The sequence below is a fragment of the Shimia sp. genome, assembly GCF_965227725.1.
Lineage (GTDB): Bacteria > Pseudomonadota > Alphaproteobacteria > Rhodobacterales > Rhodobacteraceae > Shimia.
This window is the reverse complement of the sequence record NZ_CBDDGH010000001.1, coordinates 725970-745225: the sequence shown is the minus strand read 5'-3', so window position 1 is coordinate 745225 and position 19256 is coordinate 725970. Positions and strand designations below refer to the sequence as shown.

The window sequence follows — 19256 nt, the reverse complement described above, 5'->3', positions numbered from 1 at the left end:
GAGACGCATGAAGCACCTAGTGACTGCCCTGGCCATGTTGGCCGCCACCCCAAGCTTTGCCGCAGACAAGATGACCCTGCTGCTGGACTGGTTTGTAAACCCCGACCACGGCCCGATCATCATCGCCGAAGAGAACGGCTATTTTGCCGAGCAGGGGCTTGAGGTTGAGGTGATCCCACCGGCTGACCCCTCCATGCCGCCGCGCCTTGTGGCTGCTGGCCAGGCTGATCTCGCGGTTTCCTATCAGCCGCAGCTGCACCTGCAGATCCACGAAGGCCTGCCACTCAAGCGGGTTGGCACGCTCGTGGCTACCCCGTTGAACTGCCTGCTGGTTCTGAAAGATGGTCCAATCAAATCCCCTGCCGATCTGAAGGGTAAGAAGGTTGGCTTCTCCGTGGCTGGTGTCGAAGAGGCCGTGCTTGGCGCAGTGCTGGGCAAATATGGCGTCACGACCGATGACATTGAGCTGGTCAATGTGAACTTTTCGCTGTCCCCATCGCTGATGTCCGGTCAGGTGGATGCTGTGATCGGCGCTTACCGCAACTTCGAGCTCAACCAGATGGACATCGAAGGCGCGCCGGGCACCTGCTTCTACATCGAAGAAGAGGGCGTACCGTCTTATGACGAGCTGATCTATGTGGCCAACCCTGAAACCATGGATGCCGACAAAGTGGCGCGTTTCATTGCGGCGACCGAAAAGGCGACCCAGTACATCGTGAACAACCCGCAAAAAAGCTGGGAAATCTTCGCATCCACCTCCACCGAGCTTCAGGACGAACTGAACGCGCGCGCTTGGGTCGACACCCTGCCACGTTTCGCACTGCGCCCTGCAGGCTATGACGCTGGTCGTTATGCGCGCTTTGAGCAGTTCCTGCATGACAGCGGTATGATCGACAGCATCAACCCTGTGGATGCCATCACCATCGACGTGACCGCAGAATGACCGCGCCAGAGTACGGTCGTGGCTTCGCGCTGATGCGCGAGGCCGCAGGGGAGGCATGGGGGGACTACACCCGCCATGCCTTCGTGGAAGGTCTCAAGGATGGCACCCTGCCGCGCGAAGCGTTTTTGCACTATCTGCGTCAGGACTATGTGTTTCTGGTTCACTTCTCCCGCGCATGGGCGCTGGCTGTTGTGAAATCTGAAACCTACGAGGAAATGCTCTCTGCGGTGGGCACCGTCAATTCTCTGATTTCAGAGGAAATGAAGCTTCACGTAGGTATTTGCGAGGCGGCAGGGATTCCTCAAGATGAGCTTTTTGCCACGCCGGAACGCCCCGAAAACCTCGCCTACACACGCTTTGTGCTTGAGGCTGGCTACTCCGGGGATCTGCTCGATCTTCTGGCGGCGCTGGCCCCATGTGTGATGGGCTATGGCGAGATTGGCGCGCGTTTGGCCAAGGAGAAAACCTCCGAGGTCTATGCGGACTGGATTGCCACCTATTCCGGCGAGGTCGCACAAGGCGATTGCGCCGCAGTGGGGCAGCTCCTTGAAAGCGCTCTGATACACCGCCTCGGGGAAGACTATGCAAACAGCCCGCGTTTTGCGACGCTGTGTGACAAGTTCCGCAAGGCAACAGAGCTGGAAGTCAGCTTCTGGCAGATGGGCCTGACCCGATGACCCACGCACCCGGCATCACGCTTAAGGGCGCGGCCTCCATTGAGGGGCGGCAGCTCTTTGCACCTCTGTCTCTGACGCTGGATGCCGGGCGCTGGACCTGCCTTCTGGGCGGCTCCGGTGTGGGAAAAACAACGGTTCTGCGCCTGTTGGCCGATTTGCCAACGGGGGCAGCCTTTGACGGCACCATTGCGGCTACGGATGGCGCAGGTGTTGATGATCGTATCGCCTACATGGCGCAGGATGACTTGCTTTTGCCATGGGCCACGGTTGAGAAAAATATCTCCTTGGGCACACGCTTGCGGGGCCAGAAAGCGGATGACGCGCGGCTTTCCCGACTGCTTGATCGCTGTGGCTTGCGGGATCATCTCGGCAAACGTCCCTCTGAACTATCCGGTGGCCAACGTCAAAGGGTCGCGCTTGCGCGCACCTTGATGGAAGACAAACCTATCATCCTGCTTGATGAGCCTTTTTCCGCCCTTGATGCGCAAACCCGCGCAGCCATGCAGGATCTCGCGGTCGAGCTTCTGGCTGGTCGCACGGTTTTGGTTGTCACGCATGATCCCGGCGAGGCCGCCCGGCTTGGGCATGCCATCCACGTGATGACGCCAGCGGGCCTGACCTCGGTTGCGCCACCCGCAACCGACGTACCACGTGCCGTGGAGGCGATGGAAACACTGACCTGCCAGTCAGATCTCTTGCGTTTGTTGATGGGACAGGCCGCATGAAAATCCTTCCGGCCGTAGCTGCGACGCTCTTTGCGCTTGCCGTCTGGCAAACCATTGTCTCACTCACCGAGCTGCCCCGGTTCATCCTGCCCGGCCCGATGCTGGTGGCGGAAACCTGGTGGACCAACCGCGCTGTGATTGCAGAGCATACGTTGGTCACCGCCCAAGAAGTGCTGCTGGGTCTCGCAATTGGCACGGCGCTGGGCATTTTGACCGCGTTGCAGCTTGCCACATCCAAAACAGCGCGTTTGCTGGTGCAGCCCATTCTGGTTTTCACACAAGCGCTTCCGGTCTTTGCACTGGCGCCGATCCTGACGCTCTGGCTCGGCTACGGGCTGTGGTCAAAGATCGCGATGGCGGTTCTGATCATCTATTTTCCGGTGACCTCGGCCTTCTTTGACGGGCTCATGCGCACACCGCCGGGCTATCTCGACCTTGCCAAAACCATGCAGGCCAGCCCGTCGCGTGTGCTTTGGCACATTCGCGTTCCCGCTGCGCTGCCTTCTTTGGGTGCCGGGGTGCGGCTGGCGGCGGTCTATGCACCGATTGGCGCTGTGATCGGCGAATGGGTTGGGGCGTCAAAGGGGCTGGGCTATTTGATGCTTCTGGCCAATGGCCGTGCCAAGACCGACCTGATGTTTGCCGCAATGCTGACGCTAGGGGTTTTGTCCGTCCTGCTGTATGTTGTGATCTCCAAACTCACAAAGCGTTTGGGGGATCGGGAGACCTGATTTTCCCTGCAATCCAACGGGCAATTGATGCACGCCAGCATCGTTCACAAGTTTGAGAAATTGTGGTGGCAGACAACTTCTGCGCTATATGGTTAATCTTTCTTTAAGCACTCGCTGCCACTGACAGGTTAGCTTGCAAACCACGACTATTCCGCTGAGCGATTATGGCCCAACTGCGCACAACCAAAAGATTTCTTCGCCTGCGCAGTGGGACGGCGCTGGCCATCCTGCTGGTGGCCTCGCTTATTGCCCTTGTGGTTGCGCTCTCCGGACGTGACGCTGTGGAAACGCGGACCAATAACACCACCCGCATTGATGCCATCCTCCTGTCTCTTTCAGAGATGTCGGTTGTGTTTCATCAAATTCAGGACGGTGAAAGCCAAAGCCAGAATCTCGTTTTGCGCGGACAGCTGCGTCGTGCGGCCCACAACGCGCAAGAGGCCTTTGACGCTCTGTCAGGACCAAACGTCGTGGAGAGCTTCTCGCCGGATGCGCAGGCCATCCTGACGCGCCCCAACATGAATCCGTTGATGGAACTTGAAGAGGTTCTCTATCTGGCCGATGTGGTGGTCGCGGCAAGCGCCAGTGACACCTCTATCAATCTTGCGGCCAGATTGGCGTCTGATCTGTCTTTCCGTCTCATGCCGTTTTTCAACCGCGTGCGCCAGTCAGAGGTGGAAGCCGCGGAGGCGGCCGCGGATGATCAAGTGCTTTACGGTCTCGCAGCATTGCTGGTGACCCTTTTGGGCGTGGGTATTGCGATCCAGTTCGCCCACCTTCCCATGGAGCGCTATGTGCTGGGCGCGCAGATGGAGATCGAACGCAACCAGCGCGCAGCCGAAGCTGCCTCAGAAGCAAAATCCATGTTCCTCGCCACGATGAGCCATGAAATCCGCACGCCGCTCAATGGCGTGCTGGGGCTTGCCGATGTACTTTCTGATACGCAGCTGAACAAAGAACAACGGCGCATGTTGGGGATGATTTCATCCAGCGGCCGGGATCTGCTTCAAATCATCAACGATGTGCTCGACCTCTCCAAGCTAGAGGCGGGCAAATCGACGCTGGAATTTGTGGATTTTGATCTCGAAACCCTTTGTCGCGAAACCACCGACCTGTTCTCAGGTCAGGCGATCGGGCGCGATGTAGAGCTTTCGGTCTCGGTGTCCCCGTCAGATGCTGGCTGGTATCTGCACGCCGCGCCAAGCGCGGTCCGTCAAGTGCTGAGCAACCTTGTGGGCAATGCCGTTAAATTCACTGAGAATGGCAAGGTCACCGTCCACCTTGAGGACATGCCCGGGCCGGAAGGCGCACCGCGCTTTGTGCGTATTGCCGTGAAAGACGATGGGATTGGAATTTCGCCTGAAGCGGTGGATCGCATCTTCAATCAGTTCGAGCAGGCAGACACTTCCACCACAACCCGATTTGGTGGCACCGGCCTTGGTCTGTCTATCGTGAAACGTCTCGCAGAGACCATGAACGGGCGGATCAATGTGCACAGTGTCTTGCACGAGGGGTCTGAGTTTGCGCTCATTATCCCCGTGGCCAAAGCGCTGCACCGCAAGGAGCGCCCCCAGGTCATCAAAGATGCACTGTTTGACAAATTTGTGCTGGTGGCCGACGACAACCGGGTCAATCAGATGGTGGCACAAAAGCTCTTGCAGAAACTGGGATGCGAAGTGCGCTTGGCCGGTAACGGCGAAGAGGCTGTCGAACTTGTCCGCGACTGGATGCCGGATCTGGTTCTTATGGATGTGCGCATGCCCGTGATGGATGGGCTGGAAGCCACCCGCCAGATCCGGGCCGATCTCAGCATTCCCAACGCCCAAACCCTGCCGATTGTCGGTCTTTCAGCCAATGCGCTGGATGAACATGCAGATGCCAGCGCGATGGCGGGGATGAGTGGCTACCTTGAAAAACCGATCACGCGCGAGGCTTTGGTCGCGGAACTTCTGCGTCATTGGCCTGACACGCCACAGGCGCATGATCGAGAGGATCTCAGCGCATGACCTTCAAGCATTTTCTTCGCCCACTCGGATTGGCAGCCACGGTCTGTCTAGGCCCCACGACACTGAAAGCGGGCGAAGAACTCGCTTGGCTTTATACGTGGCGCGCAAGCACGCCAGATGCGTTTTCTGAGAGCTTTGTCAAAGAACACCCGGAGGGGTTGGTGATTGACACGTTTATGGTACCAGACGAAGCCGAAGCCCGGCTGGCGGCCCAAAACACGGGCTATGACGTCTCAGTACTGCCCGCCGAGATTGTGAAACGTCTGGCTGACATGGACGCTTTGATGCCGATCGATACGCCCGTGGCGATCGACTGGGAGGCGGCACCAGCGTCAGCCTTTGTTGCGCAAACTGATGCGCTGTCGCGGGTGGCAGACTACTATGTGCCCTATGTCTGGGGCACGACAGGGCTTGTGATGGATGTGGAAGCCATCCGCGCGCGCCTGCCGGACGCCCCCCTGGACAGCTGGGATCTGCTCTTTGACCCTCAAAACGCGGCAGCGCTCTCTGATTGCGGCATTTCCATAATCGACTCGCCACAAGAGATCTTTTCCCTTGCTTTGCATCATCTGAAGCGTGATCCCCATGGGGTGACAACCGAAGATTTTGATGCGGGATTTGCCGCGCTAAAAGAGATTATGCCCCATGTGCGCCGCGTGTCCTACAAGCAGCTGGAGGAAATGAGCTCTGGTGACACTTGCCTTGGTCTGGTCTGGAGCACGGTGGGGCTGACATTGGCAAAGCACGCGCCGAAGTCGAATTACACCTATGTGGTGCCTAAGGAGGGCTCGCTGATTTGGTCCAATGTCCTTGTTGCGCCCAGGAGCGAGGAGGCCGATGCGCATCGTGGCGAATTGTTGGCCCATATCGTGTCGAAAGAGAATGCCGAAACCCTTGCCAACTATGTGCAGGCGATCCTTTCGCCCAAGACATTTACGGGGGATATGTCCGCGGAGCAGGCAGCAATCGCACAGGCATCGCTGCCGGAGGGCCTTGACGATTTGATGTTCGCACTGAGGCCTCTTTCCGGTCCTAAGAAATATGCTTTGGACAAGCGCTGGCGCCGTCTTCTCATCGGTCAGTAAGGGAGCTGCGCCTGCGGGTTCTCAGTGTGTCTTAGTAAGACAGCGCCCCGTCAGCCTTGTTCAACATGACGCCCAGGATGGGCTTCACCTCAGACAGGATCTGCTCGACCTTGCGCACGTCCTCTGCTGTTGACACGCCGCCACCGGCAACAATCAGAACGGCGTCCACATTTGGGAGAAATCCCAGGACATCGTCAAATTCCAGAGCCGGAGGCATGTCAAACAACATGAGGTCCGGGCAGAGCATTTCCTCAAGCTCCTCCAGAACGGTGCCGGTCATTTCATTTTGAAACAGCTCTGCGGAGTCCTCACTTGGGGTGTCGTTCAGCGCAAGCGCCAGGTTGGGGCGCGCTTTGATCAGAAAGTTTTCCGGGGCAATTGTGCCGCTCAGGTAATCCGCCATCGAATCCGGCGCATCAAGGCCCAGGGCCTGGTCCAAACTCGGGGCGCGCAAATCCATGTCCAGCATCACGGTGCGCACAGTTTCAAGACGCGCCATGGAAAACGCCAGATTGGCGCTGACAAAGCTGCTGCCACAGCCGCGCGTTGGGGCGGTCACCGCCACCCGGCTCCAGCCATGTTCGTTTAAGGCCTGCAACAGGCGGGTGCGCAGCATATCAAAGGCGGCATGCGCCTCATGTGACCGCGTTGCACTGATCATGTGATTCTGCGCCAAAACCGCGTCGTTAAGTGCCGCGACGGTCAAGTTTTCCCAAAACACATCTGGGTCATGCAGCGCCGGCAGGCTCTGTTGCGTTGCGCGGTCCGCATCTTGGGAAGACTGGTTTTGATCGTAGCTCATCGTCGCGCGTTTCCGCATTGTTTGAATCCAAAATCTAGCAGCCAAATGCAGACAAAAGAAAGGCGCCAATGCGGAGATAGGGCGGCTTTGGCTTGGAGGGAGCGTATGTCGTGCTTTGAGGCGCTGTCTCAACCGGCGGCTTTTTCGGAGCAAAGGGCCACTCTTAAGTAGTGACCTATGCGGGTGGCGCTGAACGATTCTACCCCAATAGCGTTGATGTCTCGCAAGTTAAGTGCATGGAAAGGCGACGGAAAATGCCTAAATATGGGGCATTGGGTGCCCTAACGTCACAAAAGGCGCAGGGCACAGTCAACTTTAAACTCTTGTAAGCTTATTGGTCCACAAGGTGCCCTCACTCAGGAAATAACGAACCCGGTTAGGACACCGCGATGAAACTCAGATTAGTCATGCTGTTGGTTATCGGCCCGCTTTTTGTTTATGCAGGCTATCTCAAATTCCAAGACATCACAGCCCAGCGTGTCGCTCTCGCAAAGGCCCATGAAATCACAGTGATCACCCATGAAGAGGCGCTGGTCGATGATGTGATCCATGAGTTGCAGAAGGAGCGCGGATATTCTGCGGGCTTCATCGCCTCCAGCGGCAAAAACTTCGCCAAAGAGCTGAAGGCGCAGCGCCAAGAGGCCTCTCACGTGATCGCGGGAATGCGCGCAGAGGTCGTTGCCTTGGTGACGGAAAAAGCGCAGCTCATGGCGGAGGTCGAAGACCGGTTAGACGCTTTGGATGACATGCGTGGGCGGGTCGATAGGGCCGCCGCCACGGTACCGGAGATGGCGAAGTTCTATACGGGCACCATCAACCTGCTGATCGATTTGGCGCGCCCGCCAACGACCGGAAGCGCCGGTGGCAGACTTGAGGCCATCTTGCATGCCCGCGCTCTCGTCGGCTCGGCCAAGGAAAGCGCCGGGCTGGAGCGCGCCACAGGCGCCGCTGGCTTGAGCCAGGGTTTCACCTTGGATTTGCACAATCGCTACATTGCGCTTGGGGGCGCACAGATCTCCTTGATGCATGAAACCGCCGGTGTCTTGTCAGAACCCACTTGGGAAACCGACCTTCTGGCGAGCCGGGAATTCAAGGCGCTGCAAGCCGCGCGGAACGAGATCATCCCGCGCTTTGGTTCACATGAAGAATTAGCGATCACCGCCGGAGAATGGTTTCAGATTTCCAGCCGATGGATCGATCTGCTGCGCGCCAAAGAGCTTGAATTTGTAAATGAAGTCGCGGCACTCACCGAAGGTATTGAGGCCGAGGCGCAGGCGAGCCTGAACAGTCTGATTTGGATTGGTGTGGCTATGTCCTTGCTGGTGCTGACCTTTGCTGTGATTGCCTTTGAGCGGGTGATCGGACGGATTAAATACTTGGTTTCCGTGCTCGATGACTTTTCCAAAGGAAATTACGAGGCTGAAATCGATGGCTTGGAAGGTGGCGGTGAGCTGCGCAGCCTGGCCCGCGCCTTCGATAAATTCCGCCATGACACGCTGGATATGCAGGCCGCGTCTGATACGCTCAAATCCGAGCAGGAGCGTCTGAAAGCGCAGCAGGACAAAGTGGTCGCAGAGATCAGCGCCGGATTGGAGCGTCTGGCCGAAGGGGATCTCACCTACAAGTTCTGTGAGACATTCCCGGAGGAATACGCCTCCCTACGCACTGATTTCAGCGGTGCAATGGCAAAACTCAACGACACGCTGGCAAGCGTGGTACACAACACCTCCAGTATCCGCGATGCCGCAACAGGCATCACAGAAGCCTCACTCGAGCTCTCACGCCGCAGTGAAAATCAGGCGGCAACACTTGAGGAAACCTCTGCAGCGCTTGAAGAGCTGACCGCCAGCGTCCGCGCCGCAGCTGAAGGCGCGCGCGGCGTTCAGAACACAACCGACAGCGCGCGTTCTGAGGCGACCGAAAGTGGTCAGGTGGTGAGACAAGCCGTTCAGGCCATGTCGGAAATCTCAGACTCGTCTGGCCAGATCGCGCAGAACATTGGTGTCATTGACGACATCGCCTTCCAAACGAACCTCTTGGCGCTAAACGCAGGTGTTGAGGCCGCCCGGGCCGGGGACGCAGGCAGTGGTTTTGCGGTTGTCGCGTCTGAAGTGCGGGCGCTGGCGCAAAAATCCTCAGAAGCCGCCACCGAGATCAAATCGTTGATCGGCGAAAGCGCGGATCATGTGAGCAATGGTGTGGAGCTTGTGAACAAAACAGGTAAGGCGTTGGAAAACATCGTGCACCGCGTGGGCCATATCTCAGAGCTGGTTTCGGAGATGGCGGCAGGCTCCAGCGATCAGGCCACAGGTCTTGGGGAGCTCAACGCCGGTGTGGCCCAGCTTGATCAGGTCACACAGCAAAACGCCGCGATGGCGCAAAACGCCAACACCACTTGCCACACCTTGAAAGAAGAAGCTGACGAGCTCGAGCGCTTAGTGGGGCAGTTCACCCTCTTCGAAGGTGGCGCTGTGGCAGGAGATGCCACCTTTGACGACGCTGAGGAGTATCAAGACACCGCATTTGTTATGGCCAAACAGGCCAAAAGCGCGGCCTAAGCTCGCGATTGAAATTAGGTCCGCCAACGCAGTTTAAGCGCTGGCGGCTTTATTTATATTCAATGATCCGCATGCTGCGCCCCATAAGGCGGCGCCAATGAAACATCCCCATGCCCAGAATATTGGGCACTTTCGAGAGGGTGATCAGCCGCGCATGGCGCCAGGCTTCCCAATAGGGCAGCCCCGCCGTGACAAGACCGTTTTTTGTGCGGATGTAGCTTGCCGTATAGATCATGAGCACAGTCACAAAGGCCCAGCGATTGCTCAGCAGGCCCCAGGTTGCGAGTGCGGGGAAAAGCGCCCCATAGACAACCGCACGGGCCTGTTCTCGCAACGCATAGGGCGGATGCATCCACCCCACCTGCGCATAGGCATGGCCACCGCGCACGGCGCGCTGCCACCATTGCGAAAATTCCAGCATTGCGGCGTCATGTCGGGTCATTTCTTCGGGCAGGCGGCGGAGTGTCCAACCGGCTTTGCCGACCCGAAGGCAAAACTCTTCGTCCTCTCCGGCAATCACCGTCGCATCAAAACCACCGGCCGCCACGAAGGCTGCACTGCGGACCAGCATATCGCCGCCACAAACGGTGATGTCCCCTGCTGGCCGATGCCATTCGAAATCGCATAGCGCGTTGTAGACACTGCGCTCCGGATAGAGCTCCGCGCGCCAGCCGGTCACCAGACCAAGTTTGGGATCTGCTTGCAGCGCCGCTTCTCCGGTCGCGATCCAGCCCTCGGCCACAATGCAATCTCCGTCCACAAACTGCACGAACTCCGGCAGATCTTCGGTTTCTGCCAAAGCGTCAAACCCGGCCTGCCGCGCCCGCGCCGCTGTGAAAGGCAGGCTGTCATCCAGTTCGATGACCAGAGCGCCGGCTGTTCGCGCTGCTTCAACGGAGCTGTCAGAGCTGCCGCTGTCCACATAGACAATCTCGACGTCCTGCTCGACGAGCGAGGCAAGGCAGGCGACCAACCGCTCGCCCTCATTGCGCCCAATCACAATGGCCGTGGTGGCTCTCATCGCGCGCGCTCCTGCAACAGAGCCCGCAGCCGTGTGGCTTCTTTATCAATATCAAAGGCCGCCTCTACCTTGGCCCGCCCTGCGATGCCCATTGCCGTGGCGCGCGCAGGGTTGGCCAGCAGCTTGGCAATGGCCTGCGCCAGCGCATCCGGATCTCCCGGTGCCACCAACAGGCCAGAGACACCTTCGGTCACCAGCTCGGGAATGCCGGCAATCTGGGTGGCCACCACAGGTCTGCGCGCGGCCATTGCCTCCATCAGCACCACGGGTACGCCTTCCGCAAAGCTTGGAAGCACCAGCATATCCGCCGCGGAAAGCGCCTCCGCCACCTCTGACTGGGACTTATACCCCACAAAAGAGACATGATCTGAAAGCCCGGCCGCGTCGGCCTGAGATTGCAGTGCTTTGCGGCCCGGCCCGTCTCCGATCACGGTCAGATGCACATCCGGTTCTTTTTGCACCAGCTGTTCCATGGCCCGCAGCAGGATCGGCAACCCTTTGACGGGGGCAAGCCGTCCCACAAACAGCAGCTTGGTGCCCATCGGCGCCTCCGCCCCATCATAGCGCGCGGGCTCAACGCCGCAGTGGATGATGTGCAGTTTGCTCCAGTGTTTGGGATCGCTGAACGCCATCGCTTGTGAGCGGCAAAAATGGCTGATGCAGGCCACAAAGTCTGCGCGCGCGATCTTTTCATCGAGCTGCCAATGGTCCGGTGCAAAGAAGATATCAGGCCCATGCAGCGTGAAACTATAGGGGATGCCCGACAATTCGGAGGTCAGCATCGCCACGGTGCAGGACGATTTTGCAATGTGGTTGTGCAGATGCCGCACGCCCTTTTTGCGCAGATGTGCGGCCAAAACCGCGGCTTCTACAAAATAGAACAGTTGATAGAGCAGATTGCGCAGGCCGGGCGGCGCGGTTTTGACCGCCAATACCAACGCACGCAGAAACCGAAGCGGATTGCGTAGCAAGGCCCCAAACACCGCGGAGAGCAGTGGCAGTGGGGATTTGGCCGCCGCCAGAATGTAAAAGGTGGCCTTGGCTTCGGCCTTCTGTTCCTCTCCCACCAGATGTTCAGCGCCTGTGCGGCGCACCGAACATGTCTCCACCCGCTGACCTTGCGCACGCAGGGCGGCCACCTCGCGTTGAATAAAAGTGTCGGTCGCGCGCGGATATTCTCCGGTCAGATAGGCGATGGGGGCGTCTTGTTGGGTCACGGTGCTTCGGCCTGCTGCTGGCGATCTATGTCTGCTTGCATCGCGGTTTCAAAGGACACCATTTCAACAGGCCCCAAGATCTTGTGCATATGCGCATTGTCATACGTCAGCGGGCGGTGGCGTGTCTCCAAAATTGGGGTGCGCAGCAGACCCGGCATCGCGCCAATATCAGGCGTGGCAGAGGCGAACAGCCGCCATACCCCAAGCGGAATGCGCATGGTGGCCTTGGGCCAGCCACAAGCACGAAAGGCTGTCACGAACCGGCACCGATCCGGCAGATCATCGTCAATCACATTGACAATGCCCACGCCCGTTGGGGTTTGCGCCGCGCGCACCAGCATGGTGGCTGCCAGTTCAACACGACACAATGGCAGTGTTCCGCCGCCGTCGATCATCATCAAAAGGCTGCTCACCGCGGGGCCAACATGTGCATTGAACAGATGCTCTGGCCCCCACACTGCCCCGAGCCGCAGCGTGCTCAGCGCAAAACCATAAAGCGCCGCCCCGTCGTCAAACATGGTCTCCTGCGCGTGTTTCGCATTGGCATAATCCGTGCGCCCTGCAGCACCCGTGGGGCAGTCCTCGGTCAGAGCGGCATGATCCGCAAGTTGGCGCACGTCATACACATCAAACGATCCCGCCAGCACCACATGTGGCACGTCTGCGGCCACCACAGCGTCAATCACGCGTCGGCTGACGGTCAGCGTGTCGCGGATCTGATCGCCCGATAGCGTGGCAGCGCAGTGAATGAGGGTTTGAACACCTTTGAGTGCATCCGCCAGTGCGTCGCTGGATTCTGCCAGATCCAAAGCCACAACCGTGATGCCGCTGTCCGCTTTCCAATCCGGCGGCGCACTTTCTAGGCGGCGGACAAAGGCGCGCACAGGGATGTTCTGTCTGCGCGCTTCCGCCACGCAGTGGCGTCCAATAAAACCGGCTGCACCGGTGATGGCCAAATGTGTCATCGTCATACCGCCCAAGGCATTGCAGGAATAGGGTCGCACCGTGTCGACATTTCTTGAGAGCCGCTGTCCGCTCCGGCATTCTGAATGGCGAGCGTCACCTCGTTCAGATGAAGCGCGAAGTCCGCGCTCAACCGGCAAGGCCGCTCTTCGCGCAGTGCGTCCAGCATTTCCACCGGCCCCAGCGCAAAATTCATGGCGGCAGCGCCCCACCGCGCGACTTTCGGATGTGTGTCGCCAGACAGCCGCTGGCGCTTGCCGATCGGATGTTCCATCAGCCGCCGCCGCAGGGTGAACCGCTTGTGAAACCGCACCGCCGCTTCGTTGTCCCAGGCCTGTTTGACCTGCAGTATGCCTTTGTCACCAAAGACCCGGATGCGATGATCATGGCTGCCGACAATCGAACAAGTCAGCCTTGCGGTGATGCCGTTCTCAAAAAAGAGGCTGGCGGTGGAGAAATCCGGTGTGCGGTGAACCCCTTTGTAAGGCACGCATTCCGCAGATGCCGCCACAACACGGCGCACAGTGCCAAACATGCCTATCAACCACGTGAGGTAATAGCCCGCATGCTCAAGCGTGCAGCCCACCACAAATTCATCCTTCGCGGGCCAGGGCGCGCCGCTGTCGCTTTGCCAGCCCCCATAAGGCGCCTGCGGTACAAAACCGTCATCAAGCTCCGCATAAATCAGCCGCACAGATCCTGCCACATCGTCTCGGATGGCTTTGGCCAGGGTCTGGGCCGCTTCCCCCAGCACAGAGCAGGGGGCAGAGGCCAACATCAGCCCTTTTTCCGATGCCAGATCATGCAGGGCAATCGCCTCGTCCATTTCCATCGCCAACGGCTTTTCGGAATACACATGATGGCCGGCGTTCAGGCAGGTGCGGCTGATATCATAGTGCGCTGATGGATTGGTCAGGTTGAGAACCAAGGAGCCTTTCGGCAGGTTCGCTAGAAACCGCTCCAAACTGTCGGCTTTGTGCAGGTTCCAATGGGACGAAAAACTCTGGAGCCGCTCAGGATCATGGTCATAAACTTGGGTCACCGCGACATCCGGATGCGCCGCAAAAGAGCGCATATAAAGGTCGGCCACAAAGCCGCATCCGATAATGGAAACGCTGCGTGTCTTGCCGGCGGTCATAGAGCGAACCCTTTAGAAAGTAAGTACAATAAACTATAGGCTGCGCGCGGCCTGTTGCCACCATGGCGGGGATGGCTTCGCCTCAAGATGTGACCCAATAGAACCACTTGCCGCAAATTCAGACGCCCGCTTGTGACAGGTAAAAATACTTGGTGATAAGTTCTGCAAAACCCTTAAGGCAGCGGCGGTTTCTTGCAGTTTTCCACGATCACAAAGCCGGTCTCGGTCAATGTTGCAACCATGACAGCGCTGCAATCTGCGGTGAAGGCGCGATTTGCGGCGAGGGATGGATTTGCCTTGGCGACGGTCAATCTCGATCATCTGGTCAAGCTACGCAAAGATGTGGCCTTTTGTGAGGCCTATCTGGCGCAGGATTTTGTTGTTGCAGATGGCAATCCCATCGTCTGGCTGTCGCGTCTCGCAGCCAAGCCAGTGGCGCTTCTGCCGGGGGCTGATCTGGTGCTTCCTTTTATGCAATGGGCGGCGCAAGCGCAGGTGCCAGTCGCGTTGATCGGCAGCACGGATGCCGCCCTTCAGGCCGCGGCGACCGCGTTGAAAGAACAAGTGCCGGATGTTGAGATTGTCGCCACGCTGGCGCCGCCGATGGGGTTTGATCCTGACAGTGAAGCGGCTGAAGCGCTTCTTCAACAGGCGGCTGATGCGGGCGCGCGCATGACCTTTCTGGCTTTGGGGGCACCTAAACAGGAGCGCCTCGCTGCGCGTGGGCGGCAGATTGCGCCACATATGGGGTTTGCCAGTATCGGGGCCGGGTTGGATTTCTGGGCAGGTACACAGCATCGCGCCCCCCCTTGGGTGCGGAAACTGGCTCTGGAATGGCTGTGGCGCGCGCTGAGCAACCCGTCACGTTTGGCTGGTCGATATCTGCGCTGTTTTGCCATTTTGCCCAGCCTGCTGATCGACGCGCTGAAGCAGCGGAAGGCCTAAAGCACGATTCGTCGGGGCTGTCGCCGTCGCATGCGGATCAAGTCCTTCACACGCCCCTTGAGACCACGTGGCGGCAAAACCTCCCGATCCCGATCAAACACCGCGCCGTTCAGGCTGGGATCATCCCACAGTGTCAGGGCTGCGCCCCACTCTGCTGCCAACGTCGGGTCAATGCCGTCTTCCAGTCCCATATCGGTGCGTAGAATGCCGGGCATCCAGGTGTTGATGATAATCTTAGGCAACCGATCTCCCAAATCTGCGACCAATGCCCGCGAAAAGCTGCTCACCGCCCCTTTGGAAACGCTATAGGCGGCGCTGCAGGGCAGGGGATGTAAATCGGCAAAGCTGCCGACATTCAGGATGCGACCATGTCCAAGCGCCGTCATGTCCTTGAGCGCCTCAGATGTGCAATTCACCACGCCCCCCAGATTGACCGCCATTGTCTGCATGAAGCTTTCAGGCGTTTCATCCAGAATATCGCGGTGCGGATAGACCGCTGCGTTGTTGATCAGGATCGAAACCGCCCCATGCTGCCGCACTGTCCCAAAGGCGGTGCGTACCGCGTCAGGATCTGCTACATCAGCAACGATGGGGAGGAACTGCGCACCGGCGAGCACGGCTGTTTCTTCAAGCTTTTCAGTGCGCCGTCCCAAACCCGCAACGGTGATGCCTTTGGCTGTCAGCGCAATAGCCAACGCTCGTCCAAGCCCCGATCCGGCCCCCGTCACCACGGCAATCCGCTCAGCTTTCTGCTCTGCCATCCGATCTGTCCTCCGCTTCAAAACCGTCGGCGATCACATCCCCCACTCTCAGGGCATTTGCCGCGATGGTCAGGCTCGGGTTTACCCCCATCGACGTCGGCATGAAACTCGCATCCACCACCCAGAGATTAGGCACCCCATGCACCGCGCAATTGCGATCCAGCACCGAGGTTTGTGGATCATCACCAAACCGCAACGTGCCGCAGGGGTGGCCAAAGTTCAGCTCGGGACCAGCACCCACAAACATCATCCGCAGGCCTTTCAGGCCTTGGCGAAGCGCCTTGCGAAAAGCTGCGCGGCGGGCGAGCAACTCGGGCGCCATTGTGTAAGAAATCGCCAGGCGGCGCGGATCTTTTGGGTCAAACACCACGTGATTTTCAGCCTTTGGCAGATCTTCCAAAATCCCGACAAAGAGCTTGGCGCTGCCAAAGAGTTTTGCCGCGAGTGCCGCTGGCATGCGCAGAAAGGGTTTCACAACGCGCAGATGCCGCAGAGGGCTGCGTTCAAACGCCATGTTCAGATAATGCAGGATCTCCCCATAGCGCGCCTCAACGCCCATGGCCTGCACCATGCCAAACCGCTCCCCGCTTTTGTGATAGAGATCGCGAAACGCCAATGCTTTGCTCGCGCCATTGCTCTTGGCGCCGCGCTTGGGCCACAGCAGGAACATCTCATTGAGATGAAACATCAAATTGCGCCCGACCATTCCGCTTTGATTGCCCAGATCACCCGAGGCCATGAGCACACGCGGCGAATGCAGCGCGCCTGCCGACAGCACGTATCCCCGCGCGCTCAACTCGGCCTCTTCACCAGATTTGCGCAGGCGCAGTGCCGTGACCCCGCCACGTTGATGCAGAATTTCGGTGACCTCACAAAGATCAATCAAGGCGGCGTTGCCGGTTGCCAATGCCGGTTCCACCCCGGCTGATCGGCCATCCATCTTGTAGTCGTGAGGGCATTTGCGGCCCAAGTAATCGGCTCCACGGATGCTATCCTTGAGCGCCAAGTGGCCTTTATAGGGATGCAGCCCCGCCGACGTCATGGCGTCAAAAAGCGCCTGATCCGCCGCGGACATGGGCGCGCCATCCGGGATTTGAGACGGCTGCCCCAAAGGATCATCCGTGCCGCAGACATGATACATCGCTTCTGCCGCATCAAAATAAGGCGCCATCTCCGCATAGGATATGGGCCACCCCCCGGTAGGGTGTGGCGTCGCAGCGCTGTGATCCAGATCGTGGGGCGCTGGGCGTTCCAACGCTGCGGCGTAAAACACTGAACTGCCGCCAACGCCCGCGCCAAGAGGTGCGTTGAATGTGGTTGAAAGGCCGTTCACCGTGGCTTCCAGCGGCTCCGGCCAATAGCCGCGCACCAGCCGCGCTTCCCGATCCCAAATGTCGGGGTTGAGGTCATGCTCCTCCGCGCGCACCCCAATTGGCCCACGCTCCACAAACAAGACCGACAGCCCGCGCTCCGCCAGCCGCCTGCCAATGGTGCCGCCTCCCATGCCCGTGCCAATCACGATCACATCCCAAGTGCGCGCGATCGCTTCGGCTAGAGAAATCGGGGCGGCGGTGGTCATCCCGGATGCCACGTCATGACAGGGTAAAACACCGCGCGCATCCGGCGCGCCGCCGCGTTGGTGACATGGTTGTTGTCAAAATACTGCCCCACGCCACCCTGCACCGCGTCACAGAGGAATGGATCACAAAACCAATCCCATGTGTCGAGAATTTGCGCGCCACTCCGGATGAGCGCCTCATGGGCCCCGGCAGCACGGCGCTCTGCATTTGTCACGCTGATCTGGCCGATCCGACGCGCAAGTTGCGCCGTCAGCCGCCCATGCACCAAAGCCCGCGCAATATCGGGCGCCTTGTAGTAGGCGATCTCCGGCGGTTGGCGCAGCACATAGACATCGCGATCGAGCTGCGCGATCTCTTCCGTTGTGGCGGCCAGCGCCTTGGCCAGCAATCTGTCTTGTGTCATCGGGCCCAGGGCCTCACTGCGCAAACGGATGGTGTTGTGCATGTCGTTGCCGCTGCCTTCACCCGTGGCGTAATAGGCCCAGCGTCCGATCAGCAGGACATCGCGCAGATCAGGCATCTCCTGCAGCGCTGCTCTGATCTGACGGTTTGCCGCTGCGCAGGCCGCATCTTGCGCGCGCGTGGCCGCGCTTTCCTGTTTGGTGACGTCAAACAGAGGCGCACAGCCTGCGCGCCAAATCACCAATCCGCTGCGTTTGGTCTCATGGGCCGCCTGATCCAGCCCTTCAAAGTAGGCCCGCACGTGGCTGTCACCCCAAACGATCAGGTTGTGATGTGCGCTCTCAGGTCCGATCGGGCACAGCTCCAGCCCTTCAAACGGACCGTCTTTTGGCACGTAACAGCGGGAGAAATCCTGTAGGAAGTCTCCAGTCGCGGCAATGTGCATCTGGGATTGTTTATCAAAGCGCTGCGGCAATCCATCGGTGCGATAGATCACCCATGAGAAGCTCACCGCGAGTGCCGAGCCAGCCACCAATGCACTCAGCAGGGACCAGCTGGCCAGCTGCGTGGCTCTGCGCACCGGCTGTTCCACAAACCGCCATGACAGCGTTGCCAAAACAAAGGAAATCGAAATCCACAGCGCGGTCTCGGCGGGCCCTGCGTAGCTGCCCTGCAAATAGGTTGTTAGCGTGTAGACGGGCCAGTGCCACAAATAGAGCGAGTACGAGATCAGACCGATCAGCACGGGCACGCGCATCGACAGCACGCGGTTGACCCAATTGTCCTCCTGCCCGTTGGCAATCAACATCACCGTGCCCAGCACCGGCGCGATCACCTGCCATCCGGGAAACCCGCTGCCTGCCTGCACAAACAGAATGGAGACACCCAAAAGCAAAAGACCAATCCAGCTGATGGCCTGATGTTCGCGCATCAGGTCGGGGCGCTCATGGCGCAAAACCGCAAGGCCCACGCCCGCCAGCAGTTCCCAGGCGCGGAACGGAAACAGATAAAACGCCGCAGGATGGGCGCGCGGGGTCATGATCAGATTGCCCAGCAGCGACAGCACAAAACAGCTTGCCAAGGCGATCCAAAGCCCCCGTGCGCTGCGGGCGAAAACCAGAAACAGCAGGGGCAGAAACACATAGAATTGCTCTTCGACTGAGAGCGACCATGTGTGAAGCATGACCTTTTCTTCTGCAGCCCCATCAAAATATCCGGCCTGCCGATAAAACATCACATTGGAGAGATAGACGGTCGCGGCCACCACGCCTTTTGCGGTTTCGCGGAAATCGGAGGGCAAGAGGATCAGCGCACCAATTGCGAGCACTGCAAACGCCATCACAAAATAGGCCGGGGCCAGCCGCCGGATGCGCCGCATATAAAACTGCCCCAGCGCCAGTCGCCCGGTTTCCTGATGCTCGCGCCACAGAAGGCCGCCGATCAGAAACCCCGAGATGACAAAGAAAATATCGACCCCGACAAAACCGCCCCCAAAACCGGGCACGCCAAAATGATAAAACACCACTGCGAGCACAGCGATGGCACGCAGGCCGTCGATCTCTCTGCGGTGATACGGCCCGCCCAACGCCTCTGCGCGCGGGGTATCGGCCTCGTTCGTTTTCTCTTCCGGCTGATCCGAAATGTCTTTGTTTAGGGCACGTTGCATGCGCGCGGTGTTCCTTGCGTCAGATGGGTCTTGGGG

Annotated in this window: 16 protein-coding genes; 8 read left to right on the top strand and 8 right to left on the bottom strand. The window is 59.0% G+C overall.

The window, feature by feature from the left end:
- Positions 1-7 precede the first annotated feature (7 nt).
- From ACO07T_RS03555 to ACO07T_RS03530, 6 genes are all read left to right on the top strand, one after another.
- Complete coding sequence (locus ACO07T_RS03555; protein WP_422048293.1) at positions 8-943, top strand: ABC transporter substrate-binding protein; 936 nt, start codon at positions 8-10, stop codon at positions 941-943.
- A complete protein-coding gene (tenA, locus tag ACO07T_RS03550) occupies positions 940-1620 on the top strand; it encodes a thiaminase II (protein ID WP_422048292.1) in 681 nt (226 codons plus the stop codon). Before ACO07T_RS03555 ends, tenA begins: the two co-directional genes overlap by 4 nt.
- Complete coding sequence (locus tag ACO07T_RS03545; RefSeq protein ID WP_422048291.1) at positions 1617-2345, top strand: ABC transporter ATP-binding protein; 729 nt, start codon at positions 1617-1619, stop codon at positions 2343-2345. Before tenA ends, ACO07T_RS03545 begins: the two co-directional genes overlap by 4 nt.
- Positions 2342-3076, top strand: a complete 735-nt coding sequence (locus tag ACO07T_RS03540; RefSeq protein WP_209084690.1) for an ABC transporter permease — start codon at positions 2342-2344, stop codon at positions 3074-3076. The genes ACO07T_RS03545 and ACO07T_RS03540 overlap by 4 nt, the downstream gene beginning before the upstream one ends.
- Before the next feature lie 164 nt (positions 3077-3240).
- Positions 3241-5082 carry an ATP-binding protein gene (locus tag ACO07T_RS03535; protein ID WP_422048290.1) on the top strand — a complete coding sequence of 614 codons (1842 nt, stop codon included), beginning with the start codon at positions 3241-3243 and terminating at the stop codon, positions 5080-5082.
- Entirely contained in the window at positions 5079-6167 is a 1089-nt protein-coding gene (locus ACO07T_RS03530) for an extracellular solute-binding protein (RefSeq protein ID WP_422048289.1), read from the top strand. The genes ACO07T_RS03535 and ACO07T_RS03530 overlap by 4 nt, the downstream gene beginning before the upstream one ends.
- A gap of 31 nt (positions 6168-6198) precedes the next feature.
- Here ACO07T_RS03530 and ACO07T_RS03525 read toward each other — a convergent pair whose 3' ends face one another.
- On the bottom strand, positions 6199-6969 hold the full coding sequence (locus ACO07T_RS03525) for a CpsD/CapB family tyrosine-protein kinase (RefSeq protein ID WP_422048288.1): 771 nt from the start codon (positions 6967-6969) through the stop codon (positions 6199-6201).
- A 389-nt stretch (positions 6970-7358) separates the two neighbouring features.
- On the opposite strand from ACO07T_RS03525, the gene ACO07T_RS03520 reads away from it, so the two are divergent.
- A complete protein-coding gene (locus tag ACO07T_RS03520) occupies positions 7359-9527 on the top strand; it encodes a methyl-accepting chemotaxis protein (RefSeq protein ID WP_422048287.1) in 2169 nt (722 codons plus the stop codon).
- Between the two features lie 49 nt (positions 9528-9576).
- Here ACO07T_RS03520 and ACO07T_RS03515 read toward each other — a convergent pair whose 3' ends face one another.
- From ACO07T_RS03515 to ACO07T_RS03500, 4 genes are read right to left on the bottom strand one after another with little or no spacing between them, the layout of a single operon-like run.
- A complete protein-coding gene (locus tag ACO07T_RS03515) occupies positions 9577-10548 on the bottom strand; it encodes a glycosyltransferase (RefSeq protein ID WP_422048286.1) in 972 nt (323 codons plus the stop codon).
- Entirely contained in the window at positions 10545-11765 is a 1221-nt protein-coding gene (locus ACO07T_RS03510; protein ID WP_422048285.1) for a glycosyltransferase family 4 protein, read from the bottom strand. Before ACO07T_RS03510 ends, ACO07T_RS03515 begins: the two co-directional genes overlap by 4 nt.
- Complete coding sequence (locus ACO07T_RS03505; RefSeq protein ID WP_422048284.1) at positions 11762-12730, bottom strand: NAD-dependent epimerase/dehydratase family protein; 969 nt, start codon at positions 12728-12730, stop codon at positions 11762-11764. The genes ACO07T_RS03510 and ACO07T_RS03505 overlap by 4 nt, the downstream gene beginning before the upstream one ends.
- A gap of 2 nt (positions 12731-12732) precedes the next feature.
- A complete protein-coding gene (locus ACO07T_RS03500; protein ID WP_422048283.1) occupies positions 12733-13866 on the bottom strand; it encodes a Gfo/Idh/MocA family protein in 1134 nt (377 codons plus the stop codon).
- A gap of 192 nt (positions 13867-14058) precedes the next feature.
- Between ACO07T_RS03500 and ACO07T_RS03495 the strand changes: the two genes are divergently transcribed.
- Positions 14059-14811: a WecB/TagA/CpsF family glycosyltransferase gene (locus ACO07T_RS03495; RefSeq protein ID WP_422048282.1), complete on the top strand. Its 753-nt coding sequence runs from the start codon at positions 14059-14061 to the stop codon at positions 14809-14811.
- Here the strand turns inward: ACO07T_RS03495 and ACO07T_RS03490 are convergent.
- The 3 genes from ACO07T_RS03490 to ACO07T_RS03480 are packed head-to-tail and all read right to left on the bottom strand — an operon-like array spanning position 14808 to position 19220.
- Positions 14808-15572 carry an SDR family NAD(P)-dependent oxidoreductase gene (locus ACO07T_RS03490; protein ID WP_422048281.1) on the bottom strand — a complete coding sequence of 255 codons (765 nt, stop codon included), beginning with the start codon at positions 15570-15572 and terminating at the stop codon, positions 14808-14810. The genes ACO07T_RS03495 and ACO07T_RS03490 overlap by 4 nt on opposite strands.
- Entirely contained in the window at positions 15553-17151 is a 1599-nt protein-coding gene (locus ACO07T_RS03485) for a GMC oxidoreductase (protein WP_422048280.1), read from the bottom strand. The genes ACO07T_RS03490 and ACO07T_RS03485 overlap by 20 nt, the downstream gene beginning before the upstream one ends.
- Positions 17148-19220 carry an acyltransferase family protein gene (locus ACO07T_RS03480; protein ID WP_422048279.1) on the bottom strand — a complete coding sequence of 691 codons (2073 nt, stop codon included), beginning with the start codon at positions 19218-19220 and terminating at the stop codon, positions 17148-17150. Before ACO07T_RS03480 ends, ACO07T_RS03485 begins: the two co-directional genes overlap by 4 nt.
- Between the last annotated feature and the right edge of the window lie 36 nt (positions 19221-19256).

What these genes read in the sequence shown, in the direction of transcription:
- ACO07T_RS03555 (WP_422048293.1), top strand. Translation starts at nt 8, where the DNA reads ATGAAGCACCTAGTGACTGCCCTGGCCATGTTGGCCGCCACCCCAAGC.
- tenA (WP_422048292.1), top strand. Translation starts at nt 940, where the DNA reads ATGACCGCGCCAGAGTACGGTCGTGGCTTCGCGCTGATGCGCGAGGCC.
- ACO07T_RS03545 (WP_422048291.1), top strand. Translation starts at nt 1,617, where the DNA reads ATGACCCACGCACCCGGCATCACGCTTAAGGGCGCGGCCTCCATTGAG.
- ACO07T_RS03540 (WP_209084690.1), top strand. Translation starts at nt 2,342, where the DNA reads ATGAAAATCCTTCCGGCCGTAGCTGCGACGCTCTTTGCGCTTGCCGTC.
- ACO07T_RS03535 (WP_422048290.1), top strand. Translation starts at nt 3,241, where the DNA reads ATGGCCCAACTGCGCACAACCAAAAGATTTCTTCGCCTGCGCAGTGGG.
- ACO07T_RS03530 (WP_422048289.1), top strand. Translation starts at nt 5,079, where the DNA reads ATGACCTTCAAGCATTTTCTTCGCCCACTCGGATTGGCAGCCACGGTC.
- ACO07T_RS03525 (WP_422048288.1), bottom strand. Translation starts at nt 6,969, where the DNA reads ATGAGCTACGATCAAAACCAGTCTTCCCAAGATGCGGACCGCGCAACG.
- ACO07T_RS03520 (WP_422048287.1), top strand. Translation starts at nt 7,359, where the DNA reads ATGAAACTCAGATTAGTCATGCTGTTGGTTATCGGCCCGCTTTTTGTT.
- ACO07T_RS03515 (WP_422048286.1), bottom strand. Translation starts at nt 10,548, where the DNA reads ATGAGAGCCACCACGGCCATTGTGATTGGGCGCAATGAGGGCGAGCGG.
- ACO07T_RS03505 (WP_422048284.1), bottom strand. Translation starts at nt 12,730, where the DNA reads ATGACACATTTGGCCATCACCGGTGCAGCCGGTTTTATTGGACGCCAC.
- ACO07T_RS03500 (WP_422048283.1), bottom strand. Translation starts at nt 13,866, where the DNA reads ATGACCGCCGGCAAGACACGCAGCGTTTCCATTATCGGATGCGGCTTT.
- ACO07T_RS03490 (WP_422048281.1), bottom strand. Translation starts at nt 15,572, where the DNA reads ATGGCAGAGCAGAAAGCTGAGCGGATTGCCGTGGTGACGGGGGCCGGA.
- ACO07T_RS03485 (WP_422048280.1), bottom strand. Translation starts at nt 17,151, where the DNA reads ATGACCACCGCCGCCCCGATTTCTCTAGCCGAAGCGATCGCGCGCACT.
- ACO07T_RS03480 (WP_422048279.1), bottom strand. Translation starts at nt 19,220, where the DNA reads ATGCAACGTGCCCTAAACAAAGACATTTCGGATCAGCCGGAAGAGAAA.